This window comes from Calidithermus chliarophilus DSM 9957, from assembly GCF_000430045.1.
Lineage (GTDB): Bacteria > Deinococcota > Deinococci > Deinococcales > Thermaceae > Calidithermus > Calidithermus chliarophilus.
Genome location: NZ_KE387023.1, coordinates 1242758 through 1269073 on the forward strand (window position 1 = coordinate 1242758; position 26316 = coordinate 1269073).

The following is a 26316-nucleotide window of genomic DNA, read 5'->3' on the forward strand; positions in this document are numbered from 1 at the left end:
GAAAGGGTTTACCCATCTTACCCCTCCCCTTAAAGCCCGAAACGGGCGTAGATCGCGTCCACGTGCCGCAGGAAGTACGCCGGGTCGAAGGCCGGGGCCAGCGCCTCGCCCTTCACCAAGCACGCTGGGTCGGCCTCGAGCAGCTCGCGGAAGTCGCGGCCCTCCTCCCAGCTCCTCAAGGCGTTGCGCTGCACCACCTCGTAGGCGGCGGTGCGGTCCATCCCGGCCCCCACCAGCAGGCCCAGCACCCGCTGCGAGTAGACCAGCCCCCGGGTGAGGGCCAGGTTGCGCGCAATGTTGGCCTCGTAGACCACCAGCCCCTCGAGCACCCGCCTGAGGCGGCGCAGCATGTAGTGGGCCAGGGTGGTGGAGTCGGGCAGGATGACCCGCTCGACCGAGGAGTGGCTGATGTCGCGCTCGTGCCACAGCGCCACGTTCTCCAGCTCGGCCTGCAGGTTCGAGCGCAGCAGCCGCGCCAGCCCCGAGACGTTCTCCAGCGCCACCGGGTTCTTCTTGTGGGGCATGGAGGAGGAGCCGGTCTGCTTGTAGCTGAACGGCTCCTGCGCCTCGAGCACCTCGGTGCGCTGGAGGTGGCGCAGCTCGACGGCGACGCGCTCGAGGTCGGCGCCCAGGATGGCCAGCGCGCCCATGAGCTCGGCGTGGCGGTCGCGGGGGACCACCTGGGTCGAGACCGGCTCGACCGCGAGCCCCAATTTGCGCGCCACGTAGGCCTCGACGGCGGGCTCGAGGTGGGCGTAGTTGCCCACCGAGCCCGAGAGCATGGCGACCCCCACGGCCTCGCGGGCCCGCCGCAGCCGCTCGGCGTCGCGCTTCAAGGCGGCGTAGAAGCCCAAAAAGCGCAGCCCGAAGCTGGTGGGCTCGGCGTGGACCCCGTGGGTGCGCCCCACCGCCGGGGTGTGCTTGTAGCGCAGGGCGAGCCGCTTGAGGGCCTCCTGAGCGCCCTCGAGCTCGGCCTCGATCAGCCGCAACGCCTCCACGAGCAGGAGGTTCTGCGCGGTGTCCACCACGTCGGTGCTGGTGAGGCCGAAGTGCAGCCACTGGGCCACCTCGGCGTCGTCCACCCAGGCCGAGAGCACCCGGGTGAAGGCCACGATGTCGTGGCGGGTCTGGGCCTCGAGCTCGTCGACCTGCGCGGCGAAGGCCGCGTCGATGGGCCTTCGCTCCAGCCCTTCGGCCAGTTTGGCGGCCACGCCCTTGGGCACCACGCCCAGCTCCTCCCAGGCCTCGAGGGCGTACTGCTCGACCACGGCCCAGGCCTGGTACTTGCGGGCCTCGGTCCAAAGCGCCTGCATCTCGGGGGTTTGGTAGCGCTCGATCATCCGGCTCTCCGTGGGGCCCCGCCGTGCCGGGGCTCAAAACGATTCACGCCAGGCCCCAGGGCCTGGCGGTACACTGCTCCGTCGTCGGTTGGCAGGAAAAGAAGGGATAAGGTCGGGATCACCCGGATCACTCGCTGTCCGTCGCCGTCTCACGGGGCGGCCTGGTGGACAACGGCAAGAGTCTAACACAAAGGCCGGGGGGGCGGGCCAGCCACCCGAACCCCGCGCCGCCACCCGTGGCCTAATCGCGCTCTTCCCTTGGCCCACGGCGGCCCTCGAGGCACTTGACCGGTTGATTTCGGAGTGAGTATATTTTACCGGATTCGATCCGACGGAAGGGGGTGATAAAACCCTTTAGGAGACACTTTTTCCTTGATAAGCCTACCAACTTTATGAAAGTGCTCCGGACTCCCGAGCGCTGCGGGTGCTCGGGCGGAGTTCCTTGCTGCTTAGCCAGAGATCGAGGAGAGGAAGAACGTGAAGTTGAAGCTTCTTTACGCCGGGTTGGCCGGAGCGCTCCTGCTGTTCGGGTGTACCCCGGCCGACACCAGCCCTCCCGTCGTGCGGGTCAGCCAGCCCGCCGACGGCGTTACCGTGAACACCAACGGCGTGGAGGTCCGGGGCAGCGCCACGGACGAGCGCGCGGTCGCTCGGGTCACCTACCAGCTCAACGGGGGCCCCGAGCAGCGGGTGGACGTTTCTGCCGGGAAGCAGGTCGACCTGAAGCTCGACGTCGGCGGCCTGGAACAGGGCAACAACGTGATCACCCTCAACGCCTACGACGCCGCGGGCAACAAGGGCAGCGCGCAGCTCAAGGTCAAGTACCAGCCCGGCGCGCCCAGCGTCAGCATCACCCAACCGGTCGCCGAGGCGGTCGTCAACGTCGCCAGCGTGACCGTGAAGGGCAAGGCCACCGACGACCAGCAGGTCACCCGGCTCACCTACCGGCTCAACGGCGGGGCCGAGGCGGAGGTGGCGATCACCCCCGGGGCCGAGGTCGACTTCGGCTTCAGCGTCGGCGGCCTGGCCCAGGGCAACAACGTCGTCACCGTGAGCGCCTACGACGCGCTCGGCCTGAGGGCTAGCGCTGAGGTCAGCGTCAGGTACCAGCCCGGGGCGCCCGGCGTCGTCATCACCCAGCCTGCCGCCGGGACCACGCTCAACCGCACGGGCGTGAACGTCGTGGGCAGGGCCACGGACGACCAGGCCGTGACCCGCCTGACGTACCAGCTCAACGGCGGGGCCGAGCAGGAGGTGGGCATCACGGCGGGGGCGCAGGCCGAGTTCAGCTTCGCCGTCAGCGGCCTGCGCGAGGGCAGCAACACCCTCACCGTCAACGCCTACGACGCGCTGGGCCTCAAGGGCAGCGCCACCGCGAGCGTGGTCTACGGCCCGCTCGTGCTCACGGGCTTGGTGGTGGACAACAACGCCGGGGCCGCGGTGGCGGGGAGCACCGTCACGGTGGACGGAAGCCCGGCCACCGCGGTCACCGACGGCGACGGGGCCTTCACCCTGCACCTGCCCGCGGGCACCTACAACCTCAGCTTCAGCAAGCCGGGCTACGCGGGGAGCCGCGTCGAGGGGCTGCGCCTCGAGGCCGACCTGGGCCCCATCAGCGTGGTGCAGAAGCGCGCGACCAACCCCGGCCTCGCCACCACCCCCCCGAGCCTTTCCGTAACCACCGGCGCGGGCGGGTGCGGGGAGATCGCCGCCGGGGCGGACTTCGCCAGCGTGACCCGGGCCCAAGCCTGCGTCCCCTTCCGCATCACCGCCACGGCCCAGGGCAGCGGGAACATGGCCCGGCTCATCTACGCGGGCCTCGCCAAGACCCCCGGCTCCGGCTTTTTCTCCAACCCGCGCTTTAGCTGGCCCGCCGACGTCAACGGGCCCGACACCGGCAACCGGCAACTCTCCGGCGCGGCCGTCGCCGGGGTGAACGGCCCCACGACCTTCGAGGTCGTGGCCTACGACCTCAACGACAACCGGGTGCACCGCATCTACTACCTCGACTTCGCCCAGAACACGGCCAGCCCCGCCGTCACCCCCGTGACCGCCTTCCAGGTGCTGTCGGTCACCCTGGCCCAGGCGGTCGGGTTCTACGGCCCCCCTAAGCCCACTGCCGTGCGCCTGCCCGCCGCCTCCAGCATCTCGGTCCAGGGAGCCCCTTCCGCCGACAGCACGCTGTGGGTCGAGCTCTCCTGGAATTACAGCGGCACCAACCCCGACCGCTTCGAGGTCTGGCGCTCCTTCGACGGCTCCACCTTCGCCAGGATCGCCACCCTGGGCGGCGCCGCCCGGGCCTACAACGACGGCAGCCCGCAGTTGGCGGTGGGCCGGAGGGTCTACTACCGCGTCGACGCCGTGGGCAGCACCACCGCCGCCGGGCCGGTGCTGGCCACCACCCCCCTCGACCGCTTCACGGTGAGCCTGCTCAGCCCGGCGAAGAACCAGACCGGCGTGTCGGTGCGCCCCACCTTTTCCTGGAGCGTGAGCCGGGTGGTCGGTGACCAGCGCTTGTTCGCGCCCTTCATCCTGGACTACCCGCAGCAGGGGGAGTACTTCATCTGGTCCCCCTACTTCTCCACCGGGCAGTTGTTCTCCGACGCCGACCTCGAGGTCAGCGGCAACACCTACAGCGTGGCCTACAACGCCGACGGCGCGGCCAGCCTGAGCCGTCTCGAGGCCCACCACGCCTACTCCTTCGACCTCTCGGCCGCGGCGGTGAGCTTCGACCCCGCCGACCCGGCCCGCGTCGAGGCCATCTCCATCGCCCAAGACATCTGGAACGTCTTCCACCCGCTGGGCGTGTGCAACTTCGGCGGTCCGGTCTGCACGGGCGAGTGGAACGAATTCGTGACCGGAGACGGGAGCTACTGAACATGCGCCAGGTTCTTCTGATCGTCCTGCTGAGCCTCTTGGCGGCCTGCGGCCTCCAGACCCGCCCCCCCGCGCCGGACGGCTCGAGCCCGGCCCTCACCATCCCCCAGGAGCGGCAGTTGGTGGTGGGCTATAAAGACCGGGCCAACCTCGAGGCCATCGCCCGGCGGGTCGGGGCGCGGGTGGTCGCCACCATTCCCCAGCTCGAGGCCGCGCTCCTCGAACTCCCCCAAGGCCTCAGCCAGGCCCAGGCCGCGCGCCGCCTGATGGCCCAGGCCCGCTACGCCGAGGCCAACCGCTTCGACCGCCAGCCCATCCCCCTGCCCGCCCCCAGGCCCACCGCCCAGGGCCTCAGCTCCCAGGCGGCCTTCAACGACCCCCTGCTGCCGCAGCAGTGGTGGCTCGGGAAGATCGGCGCCCCCGACGCCTGGAGCCAGGGCGCGGTGGGCACCGGCGTCACCATCGGCGTCGTCGACTCCGACTTCGACCGCTCCCACCCCGACCTCTGCGACCAGCCCAGCCGCAGCCGCTGCGTGAGCGGCTACAACGCCTTCACCCTCAGCCCGTACGCGCCCACCGACCCCTTCCAGGGCAACCCGGGCCGCGACACCCACGGCTCGGGCTCGGCGGGGATGGCCGCGGCGCTGTCCAACAACGGCCAGTTCGTGGCCGGGGTGGCCGGGGGCGACGGCAACCCGGCCAGCGCCGCCCGGCTCATGCCCGTCACCATCTTCGGGGGCTCGAGCGGTGGGTACGCCGGCGACTTCAACGTGGCGCAGGCCGTCGTCTGGGCGGTCAACGGCCCCGACGGCCTACCCCCCACCGACCCCGGCGACAGCGGCGACGGGGCCGACATCCTCAACAACTCCTGGGGCGGCGGCGGTTACAGCCACCTCCTGAAGGACGCCTTCGACTACGCCCTGCTGAACCGGGTCGTGGTGGTGGCCTCGGCAGGCAACGACTACCGCGACGCCTACCACCTCCCCTCGGGGCTGCCCGGGGTCATCGCGGTGGCGGCCACCAACCCCCACGACGAAAAGACCGACTTCTCCACCTACGGCCCCTGGGTCGACATCTCCGCCCCCGGCGACGACGTGCTGACGACCTACGTGAACCTCGGCAGCAAGACCTGGCTCTTCGGCGGGACCTCCGCGGCCGGTCCGGTGGTGGCAGGGGCGGCGGCGGCGGTGCTGCAGGTCCTGCGCGACAACGGCCTCAGCCCGACGCCCTATCAGGTCATGCGGATCCTGCAGATGACCGCCGACCCGGTGGCGGGGCCGCCCGCCGTAACCGCGGGCATGGGGGCCGGCCGGGTGAACGTGGCCAAGGCGGTGCGGCTGGCGAAGGGGATCACCACCCCGGCCGCGCTGCCCGCCGACGGGAGCAACATCACGGTGGGCGTGCTGAACAAGGCCGCCGACGCCGGCACCGACATGCTGGGCTTCGTCCCCTTTAGCAGCGTCACGCTCGTGCACGCGGCCACGGGCAAGCAGTACCACGCCCAGATCGGCGTCGGCCCTGGCGCCCTTTTCCTCGGGAGCGAGCCGGGCAACTACCGGGTGCTGGCCGGAGGCCCCAGCCAGCTTCTCCTGGGCGGCAGCGAGGACCCGCAGGAGACCGTGGTCGCCGCACCCGCGGGCAGCTCACCCCTCGTGATCCTCCGCCAGCAGGCCGACTTGTACGAGACCGCCGGGGGCTCGGGTCCGGCCCGCAACGAAACCCCCGGCACGGCCACCGACCTCGCCGGGTTCTTGGGCACGCTGCTCCCCTCCTTCACCCTCAGCGCGGCCTTCGACTCCAACAACTTCGCCCACCTCGGCCTCCCGGAGGGCGGGCCGGACGTGGACGTGTACGCCATCTCCCTGGCCGAAGGGACGACGCTTCACCTCCGTGCGGCCAGCACGTACATCGGCGGGCAGGGGAAGGTCAAGCTCAGCCTCGTCGCCCCGGACCAGATCACCGTAGTCGCCAGCGACACCGAGGCCGCCGTGCCCGCCTCGCTCAGCTTCACCGTGGGGACGGGCCAGGCCGGGACGTACTACGTCAAGCTCGAGGAAGCCAGCGGCGAGCAGGGACTGGGCTACTTCTACCGCCTGGGCGTGGGCACGAACGCCAGCCCGGCCCCCGACTTCTGACGCCGCGCCCGGGAAGACAGCCTCTCGGGTCTGGCGGCTATCTTCCCGGACCCCAGCGCACACCCCTCCCCGGCGAGCGGGCCCCCACCTTGGGTGGGGGCCCGCTCGAGCGTTTCATACGGCGCGAGGGCCGGCGCGGCTCAGCGCTTGCTCAACAGGGCAACCAGGTCGGTGAGGGTCTTCCTGGCGGGGTCCTCTTTGAAGGAGCCCGTGAGCGTATAGAGGCCGAGGGGCTCGTCCGGTGCTTTTTTTCAGTATTGGGACGGACTTTTTAAGCCTCCTTACACACGCTTCGAACCTTCTTGCGCACTGCGCCTTACCTCGAATGAGTGTTCGAGTTCTAGCCTTGGCGGCTGGTCAGGCAACTCGACTTCTTCGTCCAACCGCTCGACTCAAGTACGCCCCCAGGTAAGCCCGCTGGCGGCGGGACCACAGGCCGGGCTCGTACCGGAGGTCGGTCGGCAGGGCATGGCCCGCTCATCGCAGGGCGGCGCTGACCAGCAAGGTGCCCCCCTCGCCGTGGGGGGTGTAGCTGAAGGCGAAGCGCATAGACTTGTAAGCAACGTTATCCTCGATGACGTAAGCGTCAACCAAACCGTTCTCCCGGTAGCTCATGACGTAGTTGGGTGGAAGGTTCCTCACCTCGGGGGGGTCATTGGGGTCTGGAGGAGCGGCCCACAACTCCCCCTTATAGGTGAACGCACCGGTGGCGTAGCGCTTCCAGAACTCGTCTTTTGGGCCGGAAAAGTACCGTTCGGCCATGGCGGCGGCGAACTCCATACGGCTCATGCCCAGCTCGAGGCAGTACTGGTGGGGCTGGAGGGCGCGGGCTTGGGGGCAGGCCTGCTCGGCTTTGCGCAGGCGGCTGGGGGAGTAACCCGCCCGGTAGAGCAGGCTCCAGGCGGCGTCCCTGGCCGCGGTGCCCAGGTCCACGAGGGCGTAGCTGCCTTTAGGCATCTCGGGGCTCCTCCATTTGCCGTCCTCGGTGTACAAAAAAAGCTCCAGCACGCCTCCTAGATCGCTCAGCTCGAATTCGAGCCCAGGGTACTGGGGGATGAAGGCGAAGGTGTTCGTGCCCATGTCCCCCACCCGGAACTCCTCCACCACGACGCCCCTGGCCCGCAGGGCGGGGATCAGCTCGGCGTTGAGGTTCCTGAAGTCGCCCTTGCCCAAGTTGAAGCAACGCATATAGCGGTAGTCAGCTTGTCCACCACATGGGTTATAGCCGATCCACGCAATGCCCTCGATCAGCGCAGTGATCTCCTCGAAGACCCGGTCCATGCCCTCGATGGTCTTGACGTCCACCTTCTCTGCGTTCATAAAGCCTCCCTTCGGGGGAATGAAGAAGAGAGCAATGAGGGCAGCCCCCAGCCCCAAGGCCAGCAACATGGGAGGCAAGGGCTTTCCAAAATTCATGTTTATCGGTCCTTATCCTTGAGGGCTTCCTTGGCCGCCTGCCACAGCCTCACCGTGGCCTCGTCGGCGCGGGGGTGCTGGGCGTACCACAGGTCGGCGAGGTGCTTGTGTAAGAGCTGTCGGTTCATCTCCAGTACTTTCTCGTCCAGGTGCAGGAAACCGCCAAGGTACTTCCTCTCCAAGTCCCTCAGCGCGGCGACGCGGTACGGGATGAGGGCTTTGGGGACGTGGTGGGGGTTGAAGGGGCCTCGCTCGGGAAGCCTCCCCCCGAGGATGCCCTCCAGCGTGCCGATCTCCCTGCGTACCGCCTCCGGCGTCGTGCCAAAGGCCAGGGTGAAGTGGCGCAGGCACTGCGGGGTGTTGGGGATCTGCTCCAGGGCGTTGGCCTGCTTGAGGATGCCCTCAAGCCGGTCTACCAAGTAAGCCACGCCACCCTTCGCCGTGACTGCTTCAGGTGTGAGGGATCTGAGCTTGGGCTGCACCCACTCGACGAGGGCGTTGTAGCCGACGCTGTAGGTGTAGGCCGCGCGGAAGGAGGCGGTGGAAACGAGGGGCAGGAGGTCCTGCTTGGCGGCCTCGCCGCGCAGGATGGGGTCCTTCTGGCTGGGATGGACGGAGACGGCCACCGGGGTGACGCCGTCCTGGGCGGCGCTGGTCTCGTCGGGGTCCTGGCTGCCCAACCGGACGATGGCCTGCTGGTCGGGGGTGAGGTGCTGGGGGCCCAGGCTCTCCAGGGCCTCGGCCAGGGTGGGCATGTTGTGGGTCTTGGCGGGGTCGAGGGCCTGGAGGGATTTCCCTCGCCGGTAGGTGTGGACGCGGCCGTCCACCAACTGCTGCCCGGCCATGGGCACCACGTCGTTGGAAACCCGCAGGTGCAGGGCCTGGAGCTGGGGGTTGGCCCGGCGCAACTTCTCCACGTCGGCCTTGCGGATGCCGGGGGACTGGAAGGTGAAGACGTGGCGGAAGTGCTGGGGGTGCTCGGCGGCGGCGATCTGGGCCAGCGCCCCGCCCAGGCTGTGGCCGCAGATAGCCATAGGGCCGGGGCTGGCCTGGCGGGCTTCCTGAATGACTTTGGCGATGACGTCCCGGTTGGCTTCGTACTGGCTGTAGCCGGTGTGCTCGCTGGCGAAGTCGGTGAGGGTGTCGAGGTCGCTCTCGAGCTCCTTGGCGAACTGGGCGGCGGACATGGTCTTGGGGTCGGCCGCCTTCATGAAAGGCAGGTTGACCCCCTCGGTGCCGCGCATGGCCACGAAGGCAAAGGGGAAGCGGGCCCGGCCAGGCAGGGGCAGGAAGACCCGCATCTGGAAGCCCCACTCCCCCTGGACGGCGGGCAGGGCCCGGTAGCCGAAGGTGGCCAGCAGCCGGGCGGGGTTGGCGTTGCCCTGGCCCCCGGAGGGTTGGGGATAGCCCTTGGCGTCGGAGAGGTCGAATTGGTTGGCGTAGGCTAGGCTGATGGCGAGCTGCTCGGCGAAGGCCGCGAGGGTCACCTCCTCCTGCGAGCCGAGGGCGGCCAGGCCCAGCCGGTTGAGCAACTGGGGGCTTAGGCCGGTCCACTCCAGCTTGTGTAGCTCGTTGAGCAGCGGGCGCCCCTCGCGCCGCTCATACTCCTTGGCTACGGCGCACAATTGCTCGTGGCTGAGGGGCGAGAGCAGCTCGGTAATCCTGAAGCTATGCTGGAAGACCAGTGCCCGTCGGACAGCCGCCACCAGATTAAAAATCGCCTCACCCTGGCCGGCCTTTTCCTTGCGCTGCACGGCGGGTGACGCCTGGGCGGCCGCGGGGGCGGGGGTGGGCCTGGGCTCCTCCCCCCGGTAGGCCCGCAGCAGGCCGGCCTTCAGCCCCTCGGCCCTCCCCAGGAAGGTCAGCACCGCCTCCAGCAGGGGCATTTGCGTGGCTGCTTCAGCTTTGTGAAGGGCGTGGGCTACTTCGGCAGCGCTCGAGCCCTGCCGGTAGGCCTGGGCCAGCCTGTGGGCCACGGCGCGGTACGCCCCCCGCAGGGCCAGGGCGCTGCCCTCGTCGAGCACCCGCCGCTCGTCGGCGGGGAGCTCCACCTCCAGCCCCGCGGCCAGCCCCAGCCGCAGGGCCGGGCGGGGGGTGAAGCCTTGTTCCGCCCGCCTCGCCTGCGCCTCCAGGGCGGGGTCGGGGTCGAGGCCGGGCCGGGCCAGGCCCCGGCTCTGCTGCAGGACGTGGGCGGCCTCGTGGGCGAGGAGCCGCTGCCCGGCCTCGCTTTCCGGGTCGTAGGCGCCCTGGCGGAAGAAGACGTCGTTGCCGCTGGTGAAGGCCTCGGCCCCCAGCGCCCCGGCCAGCGCGTCGGCCTCCTCGTCGGCGTGGATCACGATCCTGGGCAGGGGGCCGCCCAGGTGCGCCTCCAGCCGGTCGTGCAGTTCAGCGGGGAGGGGGGTGCCCCGGCCCCGGCGGGCCTCGAGGCGCCCGGCGAGGCCCTCGGGAGCCTCCCGGGTCTCCTCGAGCCGCCGCCGGTAGCGCTGTATCTGGAGGTGCAGCCACTCGCGATCCAGGCGGGCTTTGCGTTGGAGAGGGGAGTCGTGGGGGTGCAGCACCAGCCCCAGCCTTCCCTCGGCCTCCTCGCCCTCGGGAGTCCAGGTAGCTCGAGGCCGCCGGGGCTCCTCGGTCTCCCTCGTCGGGGGAGTTGGGCGGTGGGGGAGGGGGAGGCTGTCCAGCGCCTCGCTCACCCATTCCTCGGCCTTCCTGGCTTGGGGGCGCGCAGGGGCGAGGAACCGCTGCTCCCTGGAACGGTCCCCGTAAACCGACATGAGCCAAGTCTACGAACTAGGTCCAGGGTGGGGCAAGCGTTGAAGCTTAATGTTCTGTGCTGGGGCTTGCGGAAGATCAGGTCAGCCTCGAGCCGGATCTCGTTACCCTCACTTCAGCCCCTTGGGGCTCAGCGCTTGCTCAACAAGGCAATCAGGTCGGCGAGGCTCTTCTTGCCGGGGTCTTCCTTGAAGGGGTTGAAGGGCTTGCCCTGCTGGATGGCCTGGAAGAGGCCGCCGCCTCGAGGCCCCCCCTGCCCGCCGGGGCCGCCCGGCCCCTGCAGGTTGTTGCCTTGCCCACCCTGGCCGCCGTTCTCCCGCCGCTGGCGCAGCTCCTGCTGCCGCTTGAGCTGGGTCTGGTCCATCCACTTGAGCTGGGCGGGGGTGAGGATCTTGTCCTCGATGTTGGCGAGGATCTTGCCGGCGTCGGCGGGCTTGAGGTCGGCGCGGGTCTGCAGGTCCTTGAGGATGGGCAGGAGCTTCTGGGCCTGGGCCTTGCTGAAGGAGAGGTTTTTCTGCTTGTCGAGCTCGAGCATCAGCCGCAGGCTGTTCTGCAGCTCGAGGACCGGGCGGTACTGCTCGAGGCGCTTGCGCGCTTCGGGGTCGAGCTGCCCTCCGGGCCCGGGGGCCTGCTGGACGACGAACCCCTGGGCCAGCGCGAGCGAGGACAGCAAAGCCAAAACCGTGGCGAGGATCGTTCTTGCCATAAGAGCTCCTTGGGTCGAAATTGCCTGCGAGGTACTTCTGTCGCGAGGTATTTCGGGCTGTCGTGCCGGACGTAGCTATCGGCGTCTTCGGCTCACTCGTACCTGAGCGACTCCACCGGGTCGAGCCGGGCGGCCCGCAGGGCGGGGTAGTAGCCGAAGAACACGCCCACCATCACCGAGAAGCCGAAAGCCAGGAGCATGCTGCCGGGGGAGAAGACCGGGCTGATGCTGAGCAGGTTGCCCACGCTGCGGGCCAGCCCCAGCCCCAGCGCGATGCCCAGCACCCCGCCCCCCACCGACAGCACCACCGACTCCACCAGGAACTGGGTGAGGATGTCGCGGGGCTTGGCCCCCAGCGCCTTGCGGATGCCGATCTCGCGGGTGCGCTCCGTGACCGAGACCAGCATGATGTTCATGATCCCGATGCCCCCCACCAGCAGGCTGATCCCGGCCACCCCGCCCAGGAAGAGGGTGAGGGTCTGGGTGACCTGATTGACGGAGGCCAGGGCGTCGGCCTGGTTCTGTACGTTGAAGTCGTACTCCTCGGGGTCGGCGATTTTGTGGCGTTCGGCCAGGAAGTCGGTGATGCGGGCCTGCAGGTCCTTGAGGGCGTTCTTGTCGAGGCCCTGCACGTAGATCTGGCTCACCGTGGGCTCGCCGCGGTTGTTGCTGCGGCCCAGGCGCTGGTGGTAGGTGCCCAGCGGCACCAGGACCTGGGAGTTGGGGTTGGCGAAGCCGGAGTCGCCCTTGTCGGGCAGCACCCCCACCACCGTGAAGGAGATTCCGGCGATCTTGATCTTCTGGCCCAGCGCCTCGCCGCCGTCGAAGAGGTCCTGGGCCACCTGGTAGCCGATCACCGCCACCCGCTTGCGGCCCTGGTCGTCGGCCTCGGTGAAGAAGCTGCCCTGCTCGGGCTGGGCGTTGCGCACGGCGGCGTAGTCGGGCCAGGTGCCGATGACGGTGGCGCTGGTGTTGTTGGCCCCGAACTTGACCTGCTGGTTGCCCTGGGCCACCGGGGCCACCCCCGCGACCTCAGCGGCGAACTGCTCCCGCAAGGCCTCGGCGTCCTTCAGGGTGAGGCTCTGGGCCCCGCCGAAGCGCACCAGCCCCGGCGGCCCGCCGCCCCGCCCGCCCGACACGGTGAGGAGGTTGGTGCCCAGGCTCTGTAGCGAGCGGGTGATGTTGGCGGTGGAGCCCTGGCCCACCCCCGTGAGCGCGATCACCGCCGCCACCCCGATGATCACGCCCAGCGCGGTGAGCGCCGAGCGCAAGGGGTTGGCGCGGATGGCCCGCCAGGCGATAGCCACGACCTGCAAGGGGTTCATGCCGGCGAGGCTCGAGCGCCGCTGGGGCCTTTCTTTAGGAAGTTCTCGGGTTGGGTTCATCCGCACCCCCCTTAAGTGCGAGCCCGCCCTGAGTGTTTAGCGTTCGACGTTTGGCCTTTGGCATCTTCTTCACGCCACACCTCCCACGGGCCGCCTGCGGTGCGGGTTGGGCCCGTCCGACTCGATGAGGCCGTCGCGGATGCGCACGATGCGCCCGGTGTAGTCGGCGATGTCGGCCTCGTGGGTCACGATGACGACGGCGGTGCCCTCGTCGTTGAGCTCCTGGAAGAGGCGCATGACCTCGGTGGCGGTGTGGGAGTCGAGGTTGCCGGTGGGCTCGTCGGCCAGCAGGACGGCGGGGCGCATGGTGAGGGCGCGGGCGACCGCCACCCGCTGCTTCTGCCCGCCCGAGAGCTGGGAGGGGAGGTGGCGCTCCTTGCCTGAGAGCCCCACCCGCCGCAGCACCTCCATCGCCCGCTCGCGCCGCTGGGGGGCGGGGACCCCGGCATACGTCAGCGGCACCTCGACGTTCTCGAGCACGCTGAGCCGGGGCAGCAGGTGGAAGGCCTGGAACACGAAGCCGATCTGCTGGTTGCGGACCTCGGCGCGCTGGTTCTCGCTCAGCGCGGTCACGTCCTGCCCGGCCAGGGCGTAGGTCCCGGCGGTGGGACGGTCGAGCAGGCCGATGATCTGCATCAGCGTGGTCTTGCCCGAGCCCGAGGGGCCCATCAGCGCGACCATCTCGCCGGGGGCGATCTCGAGCGAGACCCCCTTGAGGGCCTCGAACTCCACCTCGCCCATGCGGTAGACCTTGCGCACGCCCTCGAGCCGGACCACCGCCTTCACCGCCCACCCCCCGCCGGGATGCGCACCGGCAGCCCGAAGCCCGTGCCCTGCCGCTGTTGGCTGCTCCCGCCGCTGGTGCTGCGGGCGGGCAGCACCACCAACTGGCCGGGCTCGAGGCCCTCGGTGATGACCTGGTTTACCCCGTCGTCGGGGCCCAGGCCCACCCGCACCGTCTCCCGGGTGCCGTCGGGCTGGAGCACCTCGACGTAGCCGCGGTTTCGCACGGTCTGCACCGCCCGCTTGGGCACGGTCAGCGCCCCGCGCACCTCCTGGGCGATGATCTCGGCCTCGGCGCTCATGCCGGGGCGCAGCAGGCGCTGGGGGTTGTCGAGGGTGACGGTGGCGTAGAAGACCGGGATGTTCTGCACGGGGGTGGCACTGGGGGAGATGCGGGTGACGCTGCCCCGGAAGGTCTGGCCCTCGAGCGCGTCGAGGGTGACCTCGGCCCGCTGCCCCACCCTGACCTTGCCGATCTCGGTCTCGTCGACCTGCACCGGCAGGTTGAGCCTGGAGTCGTCGACGAGGGTGAAGAGCGCGGCGTTGCTGGCGGCGGGCCCCCCGAGCTGGGCGCTCACCGCCGTGACCACGCCGCTGAAGGGGGCGTAGACCTTGGTGCGGGCCAGGTTCTGCTGGGCGTTGCGCAGGTCGAGCCGGGCCTGCTCCACGGCGAGCTGGGCGTTCTTGAGGTCCTGGGCGCTCGAGCTGGCCTTGAGGCTGAGCGCCTGGCGGGCGGTCTCGAGGTTGACCCGGGCGCTCTCGAGGCCGGCCTGGGCCTTGGCGTAGGCGTCCTTGGCCTGTTGCAGGCTCTGCAGGCTGGCCCCGCCCACGTCGTAGAGCTTCTGGGCGGCGGCCAGGCCGTCGCGGGCGCTCTGCAGGTCGCGCTGGGCGTTGGCGTAGCCGACCTCGGCGTTGGTCACGCTCTGCCGGTTGGCGGCCTGGGTGCTGGCCTGGTTGGCCCGCAGGGCGTCGAGGTTGGCCTGGGCTTTTTGCAGCGCGAGCTGGGCGTTCTCGAGGGCGCGCTGGTAGTCGGCGGGGTCGAGCCGGGCCACGAGCTGCCCCTTCTGCACGCGGTCGCCCACCTGCGGCAGGCTCAGCACGGTGCCCGAGGTCTGGGGCTTGACCTCGAGGGTGCGGGCGGCCTCGAGGCTCCCCGGCCCCGACACCGAGACCCGGAACACCCCCCGGCTCACCGCCACCGTCTCGGGGCCGCTGTCCTGGGCGGCCTGCCCCGCCGGGCGCCCCCGCAGCCAGAGGAAGACCCCGCTCCCGATCAGCGCCAGCAGCAGCAGCCAGACCCACCCGGCCACCCGGCGGCGGCGAACGACCGCGCTCACGACCCACCCCCTGCCCGCGCCAGCGCGGGCCCCCAACCCGTCACGTCCACCCCGGCGGCCACCGAGAGCGCGGCCAGGGCCTTGAAGTAGCCGTTCACCGCCTGCTGGTAGGCCAGGCGCGAGCGGGTCAGCGCGACCTCGCTGCCCTGGAGCTGCACGCGGGAGATGGTGCCGCTGTTGAAGCGGGCCTGGTCCTGCTTGAGCGTGGCCTCGTCGTTGGCGAGCTCCTTCTGGGCGATGCGCACCTTCTCGAGCGCGTTCTGCACGGCGCGGTAGGCGTCGCGCAGGGTGGTGAGGGCGTTCTGGCGGGCGTTGTCGAGGCTGCGGCGGGCGTTCTCCAAGCTGGCCCGCGCGTCGCGCAGGGTGGCGGCGGGGGTGTAGTCGTTGTCGGCCAGCCGCACGTTGAGCTCGGCCAGCTCCACGCTCTGCGCGGCCTGGAGCAGGCTGGGCAGGCGGGCGAGGCCCTGCTCGAGCGCCCCCGGGTCCAGCTTCACCTCCTGGAAGGCGGGGGGCGGGGTCACGCGGGTGGCGCCGCCGGCCGGCTGGCCCAACAGCGTCTCGAGCCGCGCGGCCAGGATGGGCAAGCTCGCGCGGGCGTCGGCCAGGCTCTGGCGGCTGGCGGCCAGGGTGTTCTCGGCCTTAGCCACCTCGAGCGCGGTGCCGTTTTTGGCCTCGAGCTTGGCCTTGGCCACCTCGAGGTTGCGGGCGTCGAGGGCGAGCTGGGCCTCGAGCACCTTGACGTTCTCCTGGGCCTCGTAGAGCGCGGCGTAGGCCGAGAGCACCGACTGCAGCACCTCGAGCTGCTTCTGCGCGGTGCGGGCCTCCTCGAGCGCCGCGCTGTTTTTGGCCTGGGTCAGGGGCACGACCAGGGTGCTGGGGTCGGCCTGCTTGGCGGCGAGGTCGGCGCGGGCGTTGGCGAGCGTGGCCCGCTGGTTGGCGAGCTCGGGGTTTTGCGCCAGGGCCCGCTCGAGGGCCTGCGGCAGGGTGAGGGCGGGGGCCTGGGCCTGGGCTGTGGCCAGTGCCGACAGCACCAAAACGCACAGGATGAGGCTGCGTATCGCGTATGGCGTATTGCGTATGACGTACGACGTACGACCCCTTGGAACACGCATCATCGGTCTCCTCCGGTCAGGTCTTCCCCCAGCGCGGCCCGCAGCCGCAGCGCGGCGGTCTGGGCCGAGGCCAGGGCGGTCTCGAGGCTGAGCTGCGATTGCTGCACGTTGAGCTGGGCGAGCTGCACGTCGAGGGCGGTGGCGGTGCCCGCGGCCAGCCGGGCCTGGGCGGTCTTGAGGCTCTGCTCGGCGTTGCTCAGGGCCAGCCGGGCCACCTCCACCCGCACACGGGCATTCTGGGCCTCGAGGTGCTTCTGCCGCACGTCGAGCTCCGCCGACTTTCGCGCGGTCTCGAGGGCCTTCTGGGCCGAGGCCAGCGCGGTCTGGGCCGAGGCGATGGCGGCGTCGGCGCCGGGGGCCAGCACCGCGAGGTCCACCGACAGCCCCACGCTGAGCGCGTTGGCGGCGGTGCTCGAGCCCCCTAAGAGCGGGTAGGAGGCGCTGAGGGTCGCCAAGCCGCTCTGCAGGTTGAGCCCGGCCTGCACCGAGCCGCCCCCCGACTGGCTGCTGCCGTAGCCCAGGCTCAGCGAGGCCGCGGGGAACCAGCGGTCGCGCTGGGCGATGGCCAGCCTGTCCTCGGCCTCGGCCACCTGGAGCTGGGCCTTGCGCACGTCGGGGCGGCGGGCCAGGGCCTGCGCGAGGAGTTGCTCGAGGCCCCCCGGGGGCAGCTCGGCGGCCTCGGGCGCGGTGCTCAGTTCGCCCAGGGCGCCCACCTCGAGGCCCAGCGTGTTCGCCAGGCTCAGCCGGGCCAGGCTCAGGTTGCCCTCGGCGTTGATCGCGCTCACCTGGGCGTCGGCCAGGTTCTGCTGGGCGGCGATGAGGTCCTCGAGGGTGGCCTGCCCGGCCTGCTGGCGGGCGGTGGCGACCTCGAGCTGGCGCTGCCGCAGCCGCAGGGCGGCCTGGGCCGCCTCGTGGCTCAGCGCGGCCTGCCGGGCGCTGAAGTACTGGCCGAGGGCGGTGGCGTAGAGGGTGTTGCGGGCCTCCTGGCGCTCGAGCGCGGCCCGCGCCAGGCTGCGCTCGGCGCTCCTCAGGCCGTCGTAGGCGCTCGACCAGGGCAACAGCCCGCCCAGCGAGGCGCTGCCCGAGAGGCTGAGCCGCTGGGTGGGGTCTGGCGAAGCCATGCTCGAGCCCGCCAGCGAGTAGTCCCCGCCCAGCGAGGCTTTGAGCCCCAGGCCCGCCCGGGCCGCCTCGAGTTGGCGCTGCGCCGACTCATACGAGAGCTCGGCGCTGACCCAGCCCGGCGAGCGGGGCAGTTGCCGCAGGGCTTCCGGCAGGCTGAGGGCCTGGGCGGAGGTCGCCAGCGCCAGCAGGGAAAGCCAAAGCAGGGGTTTGCTCAACACTCCACCTCCATGCTTTCGAAGTCTCGAGGGCGGCCGTGTAGCGGTTGGGTACGCCTTGTGTAGGTTTCGTGAAGGCTCGGGGATTGTGTAGCCCTTTTGAAGACCGCCCTGCTGGAAGGGCGTAGCTTTCCCCGCCCAGAGCGGGCTCCAGGCCACCTCAGCCCGGGTCCGGAGGTCTTCGCACGGGCTTTACATTCCCTCCATGGCTTTTGCACGCCCCGGTCCCACACTTGGCCCCGTGGGCAAGCGAGCCTTGCCCCGCCAAAGGAGGAACATCATGTTCGGATTGATCGCAGCAGCCGCTATTGTCATCGGAAGCCTCTTCCTGCCCGCCGCTCCCGAGGGGATGTACGCCGCTAACCCTGTCGAGGTTCAGGCGGGACAGGCCATCCAGGCCAGGGCCGGGAGCACCACCTACGTCCAGCTCACCCAGGACCCCACCGGCTGGGGAATCAGCAAGGACGACGTCAGCGACCTGGTCTACGTGGATGACGACGGCTACGCGCCCAACCCCACGGCCCGCCTCGAGCGCTTCTGGGTCCTCGACGAGGGCGCCCCCGCCGGCTGGGCGGTGTTCGTGCCCGACAGCCAGGCCACCCGGGAGGGCGCCATCGTCAACACCTACGGCATCCGCGTCCCCGAGGGCACCCCGGCCGGCCAGTACGCCCTCGAGGTGCAGGTGCGCGACAACGAGAGCGGCCAGGTGTACACCTTCCCCCTCACCGTCAACGTCGGCTAGCCGCCCATCCTCGAGCCTCCACAGAGCCCCCGCGGGGGCTCTTCCGCCGTCTACACACGGCCTTCACAATTTCCACCCCCGCCCTTCACCGCCGCAGGCCAAGCTGGGCCATGATGCCGAGTGCTGCGGATAAACTGAACCTGATGGCGCTGGTGCTGGTGGTCGAAGACGAGCCCGAGATCGCCGAGATCCTCGAGGGCTACCTGCGCCGCGACGGCTACCGCACCGAGCGGGCGGGGGACGGGCGCAGCGCCCTCAACCTCTACCGCGCGGCCAAGCCCGACCTGATCCTGCTCGACATCCAGATCCCCGAACTTGACGGCCTCGAGGTGCTGCGCCGCGTGCGCTCCGACGGCAACACCCCCGTGATCATGGTCACCGCCCGCACCGAGGACCTCGACAAACTGCTGGGCCTCGAGCTCGGCGCCGACGACTACATCACCAAGCCCTTCAGCCCGCGCGAGGTGGTGGCGCGGGTCAAGGCCGTGCTGCGCCGGGCCCACCCGGCCGAAGGCCCCAAGCCGGTGCTGCGGGCGGGGCCGCTGGAGGTGGACGCCGAGCAGGTGGTGGCCCGGGTGGGCGGGGCGCGCCTCGAGCTCACCCCCACCGAGTTCCGCCTGCTCGAGGCCCTCGCCCGCTCGCCCGGCCGCGCCTTCAGCCGCGCCGAGCTGCTCGAGGCCGCCCACCCCGACTCCGACGCGCTGGAGCGGGTGGTGGACGTTCACATGAAGAACCTGCGCAAGAAGCTCGAGGCCGCCGGGGCCCCCAGCCTGCTCGAGACCGTGCGGGGGGTGGGCTACCGGCTGTGGGTGCCGGCATGAAGCTGTGGAACCGCCTGGAGGTCCGCCTCGCGCTGCTGATGGCGGCGGTGGCCGTGGCCACCAACCTCATCACCTTCGGCCTCACCGCCTACCAGGGCCAGAAAGAATTCCGCTACCTCCCCGCCAGCGTGCGGGCCGTCCTGCAGGACCCCGAGGCCGTGCCCCTGCCCTTCGACCTCTCCAAGGAGATCAACCGCCAGCTCCTCAACTCCGACCAGGTCATCATCCAGATGGCCCCCGACGTGGTCCAGGGCGAGCGGGTGGTGATGCTGCGGGCCCTCGAGGGCGGCAACGTGCTCATCACCCAGCAGTTCACCCTGCGGGCCCCGGTGCCCGGGGTCTCCCGCCGCGAGGCCGGCTTCCTGGCCCGGCTGCAGCAGAGCCTGACCTGGGCCACGCTGGCCTCGGTGGGGCTGGGCATCCTGATGGCCTTCGTCTTCGCGCGCCGCCTGGCCCGCCCCCTCGAGGCCATCTCGCAGGGGGCCAACCGCTTAGCGCGGGGCGAGCTCGCCGTGCGCATCCCCGCCCCCCGCAGCAACGACGAGGTGTCGCTGCTGGCGCGCAACTTCAACGCCATGGCCGAATCGCTCGAGCGCCTGGAGAAGGAGCGCCGGGCCATGATCGCCGACATCGCCCACGAGCTGCGCACCCCCCTCACCGTGCTGCAGGGCCGCCTCGAGGCCATCCAGGACGGGGTGATCCGCCTCGACGAGGCCGAGGTCGCCCGCCTGCACCACCAGACCCGGCTGCTGGCCCGCCTCGTCGAGGACCTGCGCACCCTCTCGCTCGTCGACGCCGGGCGGCTCGCCCTCGAGCGCCAGCCGCTCGAGCTGCGCGAGGTGCTGGCCTCGACCACCCAGAGCTTCCGCACCCGCGCCGAGGCGCGGGGGGTGCGGCTCGAGCTCGACCTCCCGCACCAGCCCATCGCCCTCAGCGCCGACCCCGACCGCCTGGCCCAGGTGGTGGGCAACCTCCTCACCAACGCCCTCGACCACGCCCCGCCCCAGGGCCGGGTCATCGTCGCGGCCGGGCAGGAGGACGGCGAGGTCTGGTTCAGCGTGGCCGACACCGGCCCCGGCATCCCCGAGGAGGCCCTGCCCAAGATCTTCGACCGCTTCTACCGCGTCGAGCAGAGCCGCAACCGCCAGACCGGCGGAACCGGCTTGGGCCTGTCCATCGTGCGCGCCCTGGTCGAGCTGCACGGGGGGCGGGTGAGCGCGGGCAACCGCCCGGAGGGGGGTGCGGTGTTCCGGGTGGAGCTGCCGGTAGCGCCGAAAGGGGTCGAGGGCCGGGGGGCGGTGCGCTGAACGCCGGGAAACGCCGATAGCCGATAGCCGAACGCCCAACGCCAAACGCAAAACGCCAAACGCAAGACGCAAAACGCGAGATGCGAGGCGCCTTGGCCCTTGGCCCTCGACTGCCACAAGCCTTTACAAGCTGAACCGCCGGTATACGAACTTGTCCTCCGGAGCGACCTCCTTGCCTTCCTGGGCGAAGTAGGAGTGGAGGAGGCCGGGCTCGAGGTGTTCGTAGAGCATCCACAGGTCGGGTTTGTCGGGGTTGAGGCGGTAGAACACGGCGCGGCCGGGCTCGAGCTCCACGGCGCAGAACTTCACCGACTCCTCCTTTTCCTCCCAGCCCACCAGCCCGGGGTTGAAGTGCTTGATGCGCAGGATCAGGCCCTCGGGCTCCTGGGTGATGGTGATGTGTTCGGTGAACCAGGGCTTTTCCTCGCGCACCCAGCGGAACATGCCCATCATCAGGCCGTGGGCGGGGTAGCTCCAGTACTCGTCGATCTCGTCGAGGCCTTTGTGGCCGCGCCAGGCCCCGGTGAGCCAGGAAAGCGTCTCGAGGCTGGCCTGCTGGGCCTGGGTCGGGTAGATCGGCATATGCGCTCCTTTCCTGAGAAAGCCCTAATCCGAGTTTAGTAGGATTCCATCATGAAGCGTGCCGTGCTCTTCGACGTGGGCGACACCCTCATTCTCGGGCATCCGAAGTTCTGGCTGTGGCCCCTGCTGCACGAACGGGGGATCACCGACAAGGCCGACACCTCGAGGCTCATGGAGGCCGTCATGGCCGCCTACCGGGTCTACAACGAGCGCCACATGCAGGCTACCACCGTCGAGACGGCCCTGCCGGTGTGGGCCGACTTCCACCTCACCCTGCTCTCGGGCATCGGGTTGGGCGAGCACGCCGAGGAGATCGTGGGCTTCCTGCGCGACAACTGGCAAAACCCTAAGGTCTGGCCGCTCACGCCGGGGGCCAAGGAGGTGCTGGGCGAGCTGAAGGGGCGCGGCTACAAGCTGGGCGTGGTCTCCAACTGGGACGCGCTGCTGCCGGGGGTGCTCGAGGCCACCGGACTGGCCCCCTACTTCGACTTCGTGGCCGCCTCCGCGCTGGTGGGCGCGGCCAAGCCCGACCCCCGCATCTTCCGGGTGGTGCTGGAAGCGCTGGGCGTCGAGCCCCACGAGGCCTTGCACGTCGGGGACTCCCCGGACGACCTGGGCGGCGCTGCGGCCGCCGGGGTCGAGGCCGTCCTCTTCGACCCCTACCGCCGCAACCCCGAGGCCCTGCACGAGCTGTGGGGGGTGCTCGAGCGGCTGGAGGCCTGAGGCGTTAGGCTGGAGCCCATGAGCGTGCGCAAAGCCATCTGGGGAGAGAAATTCGAGGCCATCGAGCAGAGCCTCAGCGAGGTGGACGCCGACCTCTACGGCTACATCCGCGACTTCGCCTACGAGGAGGTGCTCGCCCGCGAGGGCCTGGACCTCAAGACCCGCGAGCTGCTGGCGATCACCAGCCTCATCGCCCTGGGTTCGCCCAAGGAGCTCGCCACCCACCTCGAGGGCGCCCTCCTCAACGGCGCCAGCGAGCGGGAGATCCGCGAGACCATCATCCAGTCGGCGCTCTTCGTGGGCTTCCCCAACGCGCTGGGGGCCATGAAGATGTTCCACGCCCTGCTGCGCAAGCGGAGCGAGGCATGATCGTCTGCTCCGACGTGCTGCTCTTCGACCGGCCCAACGGGCGGCTGGGGATGGGGCGCAAGAAGCGCGGGGCAGAGGTGGGCAAGATCCAGGGCTACGGCGGCAAGCTCGCACCCGGAGAAACCCTGGCCCAGTGCGCCATCCGGGAGCTGATGGAGGAAGCGGGCGTGCGGGCCAAGGAGCAAAACCTCTGGTACGTGGCCTACCTGACCTTCGAGTTCCCCCACAAGCCCGAGTGGAGCCAGGTCGTGCACGTCTTCCGCCTGGAGCACTGGGAGGGCGAGCCCCAGGAGACCGAGGAGATGGCCCCGGTGTGGTGCGACCTGCAGGCCCTGCCCTACCCCGAGATGTGGGACGACGCGCGCTACTGGATGCCCAGGGTGCTCGAGGGCCGCAAGGTGCGCATGCGCTTCGTCTACGGCAAGGACAACCAGACCGTGGCCCAGGCCGAGCACGAGGAATGGCCGTCGTGAACCCCACCCTCGATCGTCCGACACCACCGACTTCAGCGAGCTCGACTACGACGCGGTATTGCAACGGGTGAGCGAATTGTTGGAGGAGGCTATTTGACTTACGTCCCTGCTCGTGCTACTGTTGCGGTGTCCCCCAAAAATCCGGTTGGGTTTTGCAGGGTCGTAAGGAGAAGTTTCATGAACAAAGGTACCGTCAAGTGGTTCAACGCGGAAAAGGGTTACGGCTTCATTGCTCAGGAGGGTGGCCCCGACGTATTCGTGCACTACTCGGCCATTCAGACCGATGGTTTCCGTACCCTTAACGAGGGCGATGTGGTCCAGTTCGAGATCGAGCCGGGCCGCAACGGGAAGGGCCCCCAGGCCAAGAACGTTCGCAAGGCCTAACACCTCGCAAAACGTCTGCCCCCCGCTAAGCGGGGGGTGTTTCTTTGGTGTTTGCGTCGATGGTCGATAGCTGATAGCTGGGCGCGGGTCGTACGTCGTACGTCCTACGTCGTACGCGAGACGCCAAACGCAAGACGCAAAACGCCTTGTCACCCCCCTTAGCAAGGGGGGCTGGGGGGGATACTCCCTCCCAGCCCGTGGGGAGGGACGGGGTGGGGGTAACCACGGGCCACGGGCCTCCCGCTGAAAGCTGACGGCTGACGGCTGACCGCTGACGGCTTAGAGCGCCAATGTCTTCGCCAGTTCGTACTTCCGCCGGTTGATGTCCTTGCGCTTTTCGACGGCTTCCTTGAAGGGGGTGAGCCGGATCTCGTCGTTGACCTCGCCGATGGCGACGCCGCTGGCCCCGGCGAGGAGGGCGTCGACGCAGGCGGCGCCCAGGCGGCTGGCGAGGACGCGGTCGATGGCGGTGGGGCTGCCGCCGCGCTGGATGTGGCCGAGCACGGTGACGCGGCCCTCGATGCCCGAGCAGAGCTTCACGTCGCGGGCCAGGGCCTCGGCCCCGCCCTCGTAGCCGCCCTCGGCCACCACCACGATGGACGACTTCTTGCCCTTGCCGGCGGAGGCCTCGATCACCTGCGCGCACATGTGGGCGCTGGTGGGGTCTTCGGGGAGCACGATCACCTCGGCGCCGCCGGCGATCCCGACCTCGAGCGCGATGAACCCGGCGTGCCGCCCCATCACCTCGATGAAGAACACCCGCTCGTGGCTGGCGGCGGTGTCGCGGATGCGGTCGATGGCGTCGAGGGCGGTGTTGACGGCGGTGTCGAAGCCGATGGTGTAGTCGGTGCCGTAGAGGTCGTTGTCGATGGTGCCGGGGGCGCCGACGATGGGGATGTGGTGCTCCTCGACGAGCTTCAAAGCTCCCCGGTAGCTGCCGTCGCCGCCGATGCAGACCACGCCGCTGATCCCCGCGTCCCGCAGGTTCTGCGCGGCCTTGGCCCGGCCCTCAGGGGTCATGAACTCCTTGCTGCGGGCGGTGAGGAGCACGGTGCCGCCGCGCTGGAGGGTGTTGGCCACGTCGCGCGGGCCTAGCTCGATGAAATCGCCGTCGATCATGCCCTGGTAACCGCGGCGGATGCCCACGACCTCCAGGCCCTGCGCCGTGCCCGCGCGCACCACCGCGCGGATGGCCGCGTTCATGCCAGGGGCGTCGCCGCCGCTGGTAAACACACCGATTCGCTTCATCATTCGACCTCACCACTCCCACGCCAGGTTCAGCGTTCACGCGTCGCCGGGAAGCCCTTCCCGCGGGAAACGCTTCCAGAAGACGCCCGGCCCTCAGGCCGGATCGTCATGAGCCAAAGTATAAGCCTGGTTTCGCGGAATGCCAGCCTCGACCAGCGCCCGGACCAGCGCCTTGCCGTGCAGGCCCTGGGCGCGCAAGCGCTCGAGCAGTTCCGCCGCGCTCGGCCCCTGAGGGGCGGCGGCCTCCTTAGGCCCCAGCACGATCACGAACTCCCCGCGCGGCTCGCGGAAGTGCTCCAGCGCCTCGCCCAGGCTGCCGCGGAACACCTCCTCGTGCAGCTTGGAGAGCTCGCGGGCCACGGCCACGGGGTGCGCCGGGCCGTAGAACTCGAGCAGGTCCTCGAGGGTGTCCCGCAGGCGGTGGGGGGCCTCGTAGAGCACCACGGTGCGGCCCGCGGCGATGCTCTGCAGGCGCTCGCGGCGCTCCGAGCTCTTCTGCGGCAAAAAGCCCTCGAAGGCGAAGCGGGCGGTGGGCAGCCCCGAGGCCACCAGGGCCGGGACCAGCGCGGTGGGGCCGGGCAGCACCTCGATCGCCCACCCCTCCTTCAGCCCCAGGCTCACCAGCTCGGCGCCGGGGTCGGAGATGCCGGGCGTGCCCGCGTCGGTGGCGTAGGCCACGTAGCTGTAGCCCTCCAGCAGCTCCCTGGCCCGCCCCACGGTGTGCTGGTCGAGCCGCACGGTGGGTTTGGCGATGCCGAAGTGCTTGAGCAGGATGCCGGTGCGCCGGGTGTCCTCGCAGGCCACCACCTCGGCCTCCCTGAGCGCCCGCAAGGCCCGCAGGGTGATGTCCTCGAGGTTGCCGATGGGGGTGGGGACGAGCACCAGGCGCATGGGGACTAGTGTAAGTCAATGGTCGGTGGTCGATGGTCGATAGCCCATAGCCGATAGCTGATAGCCGATAGCCGAACGCCAAACGCCCTTTCTTTGCCCCCCTTAGCAAGGGGGGCTGGGGGGATACCCCCTCCCCGCGTGCGGGGAGGGACGGGGAGGGGTAACCACGAGCTGACGGCTGATAGCTGATAGCTGACCGCTGACGGCTTAAAGCTTTTCGCTTCCCGCTTCCCTAAAATCCCCCTATGGCCCGCAACGCTTACGGTTGGCTTTACGACAAAATCTATGGCTTCAAGGACTACGGCCTCGAGGCGCGGCGCGTCCATGAGATCATCCAGGCGCGCAACCCGGGGGCGGGCAGCTTGCTGGACGTGGCGTGCGGGACGGGGAAGCACCTGGAGCACCTCAAGGCGCGCTACCGGGTGGTGGGGACCGACCTCGACGAGGGGCAGCTCGAGGAGGCCCGCCAGCGGCATCCCGAGGTGGGGTTCCACCGAGCCGACATGCGCGACTTCGAATTGGGCCAGCGCTTCGGCGCGGTCACGTGCCTGTTCAGCGCCATCGGCTACGCCGGGAGCGTGGAGGGGATGAACCGTGCGGTCGCCACGATGGCGCGGCACCTCGAGCCCGGCGGAATTCTCCTGCTCGAGCCCTGGCTCAGCCCCGAGGTCTGGCAGAACGGCCGCCCCCACGCCGTCTTCGTGGACGAGCCCGAGCTCAAGGTGGCCCGCATGAACGTCAGCCGCCAGGAGGGGCGCGAGAGCGTGCTCGAGTTCCACTACCTCCTCGCCCGCCCCCAGGGCGTCGAGTACTTCACCGAGGAACTGCGCCTGTTCCTGTTCACCCACGAGGAGTACATCAACGCCTTCCAGCAGGCCAGTCTGAGCGTCGATTTCGACCCCCAGGGCCTTACCGGGCGGGGGCTTTACGTGGGGGTGAAGGGAGAGTAGGGGGAAGCTTTGAGCCCTCAGCTATCAGCTATCAGCCGTTAGCGGTTAGCTTGTGGCTCGTGGTTTACCCCTCCCCGCACGCGGGGAGGGGGTATCCCCCCAGCCCCCCTTGCTAAGGGGGGTAAAGAATGGGCGTTTTGCGTCTTGCGTTTTGCGTTTGGCGTTTGGCGTTTGGCGTACGACGTACGACCCGCACCCGGCTATCAGCTATCGACTATCGACCATCGCCGTATATTTGACCCATGGAACTCCACCACGTCGGCATCGCCGTCAGCGACCTCGAGGCCCGCCGCCCGGCCGTACTACGCCCTGGGGTACGAGCTCGAGGCCAAGGACACCGTCGAGAGCCAGGGCGTGAGCGTGTACATGCTCAGGAGCGGCCACAGCCGCCTCGAGCTGCTCGCCCCCACCCGGCCCGACAGCCCCATCGGCAAATTCCTGGACAAGCGGGGGCCGGGGATCCACCACCTAGCCTTCGCGACGGGCGACATCCGGGGGGAGCTCGAGCGCCTGGCCGGGGAGGGCACGCCCCTCATCGACGCGGCGCCGCGCCCCGGGTTCGGGGGGCACCTCGTGGCCTTCATCCACCCCAAGTGGTCGGGCGGGGTGCTGGTCGAGCTCGTCGAGGC

22 protein-coding genes and 1 pseudogene are annotated in these 26316 nt (G+C 69.9%); 11 read left to right on the forward strand and 12 right to left on the reverse strand.

What is annotated here, in order from left to right; genetic code table 11:
• Positions 1-29 precede the first annotated feature (29 nt).
• Complete coding sequence (gene purB / locus MEICH_RS0105960) at positions 30-1340, reverse strand: adenylosuccinate lyase (protein WP_027891856.1); 1311 nt, start codon at positions 1338-1340, stop codon at positions 30-32.
• 477 nt (positions 1341-1817) lie between these two features.
• On the opposite strand from purB, the gene MEICH_RS0105965 reads away from it, so the two are divergent.
• A complete protein-coding gene (locus MEICH_RS0105965) occupies positions 1818-4217 on the forward strand; it encodes an Ig-like domain-containing protein (protein ID WP_157202629.1) in 2400 nt (799 codons plus the stop codon).
• Positions 4218-4219: 2 nt separating this feature from the next.
• Positions 4220-6352, forward strand: coding sequence for a S8 family serine peptidase (locus tag MEICH_RS26960; protein ID WP_027891858.1), 2133 nt, complete (start codon positions 4220-4222; stop codon positions 6350-6352).
• A gap of 477 nt (positions 6353-6829) precedes the next feature.
• Here the strand turns inward: MEICH_RS26960 and MEICH_RS0105975 are convergent, their stop codons facing one another.
• The 8 genes from MEICH_RS0105975 to MEICH_RS0106010 all read right to left on the reverse strand — a co-directional run bounded on the left by MEICH_RS0105975 (position 6830) and on the right by MEICH_RS0106010 (position 17200).
• Positions 6830-7672, reverse strand: coding sequence for a hypothetical protein (locus MEICH_RS0105975; protein WP_157202630.1), 843 nt, complete (start codon positions 7670-7672; stop codon positions 6830-6832).
• Between the two features lie 98 nt (positions 7673-7770).
• Entirely contained in the window at positions 7771-10539 is a 2769-nt protein-coding gene (locus MEICH_RS23845; RefSeq protein ID WP_084542200.1) for an eCIS core domain-containing protein, read from the reverse strand.
• Between the two features lie 128 nt (positions 10540-10667).
• Entirely contained in the window at positions 10668-11243 is a 576-nt protein-coding gene (locus MEICH_RS0105985; RefSeq protein ID WP_027891860.1) for a hypothetical protein, read from the reverse strand.
• Between the two features lie 92 nt (positions 11244-11335).
• A complete protein-coding gene (locus MEICH_RS0105990; protein ID WP_245587624.1) occupies positions 11336-12628 on the reverse strand; it encodes an ABC transporter permease in 1293 nt (430 codons plus the stop codon).
• Positions 12629-12697: 69 nt separating this feature from the next.
• A complete protein-coding gene (locus tag MEICH_RS23855) occupies positions 12698-13414 on the reverse strand; it encodes an ABC transporter ATP-binding protein (protein WP_476695752.1) in 717 nt (238 codons plus the stop codon).
• Positions 13411-14748 carry an efflux RND transporter periplasmic adaptor subunit gene (locus tag MEICH_RS0106000; protein ID WP_157202631.1) on the reverse strand — a complete coding sequence of 446 codons (1338 nt, stop codon included), beginning with the start codon at positions 14746-14748 and terminating at the stop codon, positions 13411-13413. Before MEICH_RS0106000 ends, MEICH_RS23855 begins: the two co-directional genes overlap by 4 nt.
• Positions 14745-15779 carry a TolC family protein gene (locus MEICH_RS23860; RefSeq protein ID WP_245587625.1) on the reverse strand — a complete coding sequence of 345 codons (1035 nt, stop codon included), beginning with the start codon at positions 15777-15779 and terminating at the stop codon, positions 14745-14747. Before MEICH_RS23860 ends, MEICH_RS0106000 begins: the two co-directional genes overlap by 4 nt.
• 80 nt (positions 15780-15859) lie before the next feature.
• Positions 15860-17200: a TolC family protein gene (locus MEICH_RS0106010; RefSeq protein WP_027891863.1), complete on the reverse strand. Its 1341-nt coding sequence runs from the start codon at positions 17198-17200 to the stop codon at positions 15860-15862.
• A 277-nt stretch (positions 17201-17477) separates the two neighbouring features.
• Here MEICH_RS0106010 and MEICH_RS0106015 point away from each other — a divergent pair, with 277 nt between their 5' ends.
• From MEICH_RS0106015 to MEICH_RS0106025, 3 genes are all read left to right on the forward strand, one after another.
• Complete coding sequence (locus MEICH_RS0106015) at positions 17478-17939, forward strand: hypothetical protein (RefSeq protein ID WP_157202632.1); 462 nt, start codon at positions 17478-17480, stop codon at positions 17937-17939.
• Positions 17940-18082: 143 nt separating this feature from the next.
• The gene (locus MEICH_RS0106020; RefSeq protein WP_036218382.1) at positions 18083-18760 is read left to right on the forward strand and encodes a response regulator transcription factor; all 678 of its coding nucleotides are present in this window, start codon (positions 18083-18085) and stop codon (positions 18758-18760) included.
• The gene (locus tag MEICH_RS0106025; protein ID WP_036218911.1) at positions 18757-20067 is read left to right on the forward strand and encodes a sensor histidine kinase; all 1311 of its coding nucleotides are present in this window, start codon (positions 18757-18759) and stop codon (positions 20065-20067) included. Before MEICH_RS0106020 ends, MEICH_RS0106025 begins: the two co-directional genes overlap by 4 nt.
• Positions 20068-20190: 123 nt before the next feature.
• Here the strand turns inward: MEICH_RS0106025 and MEICH_RS26965 are convergent, their stop codons facing one another.
• Positions 20191-20649, reverse strand: coding sequence for a DUF6265 family protein (locus MEICH_RS26965; protein ID WP_051303956.1), 459 nt, complete (start codon positions 20647-20649; stop codon positions 20191-20193).
• A 51-nt stretch (positions 20650-20700) separates the two neighbouring features.
• On the opposite strand from MEICH_RS26965, the gene MEICH_RS0106035 reads away from it, so the two are divergent.
• The 4 genes from MEICH_RS0106035 to MEICH_RS0106050 all read left to right on the forward strand — a co-directional run bounded on the left by MEICH_RS0106035 (position 20701) and on the right by MEICH_RS0106050 (position 22598).
• Entirely contained in the window at positions 20701-21372 is a 672-nt protein-coding gene (locus tag MEICH_RS0106035) for an HAD family hydrolase (RefSeq protein WP_027891867.1), read from the forward strand.
• Between the two features lie 18 nt (positions 21373-21390).
• Entirely contained in the window at positions 21391-21741 is a 351-nt protein-coding gene (locus MEICH_RS0106040; protein WP_027891868.1) for a carboxymuconolactone decarboxylase family protein, read from the forward strand.
• Positions 21738-22214, forward strand: coding sequence for an 8-oxo-dGTP diphosphatase (locus MEICH_RS0106045; RefSeq protein WP_051303959.1), 477 nt, complete (start codon positions 21738-21740; stop codon positions 22212-22214). Before MEICH_RS0106040 ends, MEICH_RS0106045 begins: the two co-directional genes overlap by 4 nt.
• A gap of 177 nt (positions 22215-22391) precedes the next feature.
• Positions 22392-22598 (forward strand): cold-shock protein, encoded by a 207-nt coding sequence (locus MEICH_RS0106050; protein ID WP_027891870.1) that lies wholly within the window; start codon positions 22392-22394, stop codon positions 22596-22598.
• A gap of 279 nt (positions 22599-22877) precedes the next feature.
• Here MEICH_RS0106050 and pfkA read toward each other — a convergent pair whose 3' ends face one another.
• Together pfkA and rsmI are read right to left on the reverse strand one after the other, a co-directional pair.
• Positions 22878-23846, reverse strand: coding sequence for a 6-phosphofructokinase (gene pfkA, locus MEICH_RS0106055; RefSeq protein WP_027891871.1), 969 nt, complete (start codon positions 23844-23846; stop codon positions 22878-22880).
• Between the two features lie 93 nt (positions 23847-23939).
• Positions 23940-24737, reverse strand: a complete 798-nt coding sequence (gene rsmI, locus MEICH_RS0106060; RefSeq protein ID WP_027891872.1) for a 16S rRNA (cytidine(1402)-2'-O)-methyltransferase — start codon at positions 24735-24737, stop codon at positions 23940-23942.
• A 245-nt stretch (positions 24738-24982) separates the two neighbouring features.
• Here rsmI and MEICH_RS0106065 point away from each other — a divergent pair, with 245 nt between their 5' ends.
• Positions 24983-25687 (forward strand): class I SAM-dependent methyltransferase, encoded by a 705-nt coding sequence (locus tag MEICH_RS0106065; protein ID WP_027891873.1) that lies wholly within the window; start codon positions 24983-24985, stop codon positions 25685-25687.
• Positions 25688-25929: 242 nt separating this feature from the next.
• Positions 25930-26316, forward strand: a pseudogene (mce, locus tag MEICH_RS23870) (methylmalonyl-CoA epimerase); the annotation flags it as partial.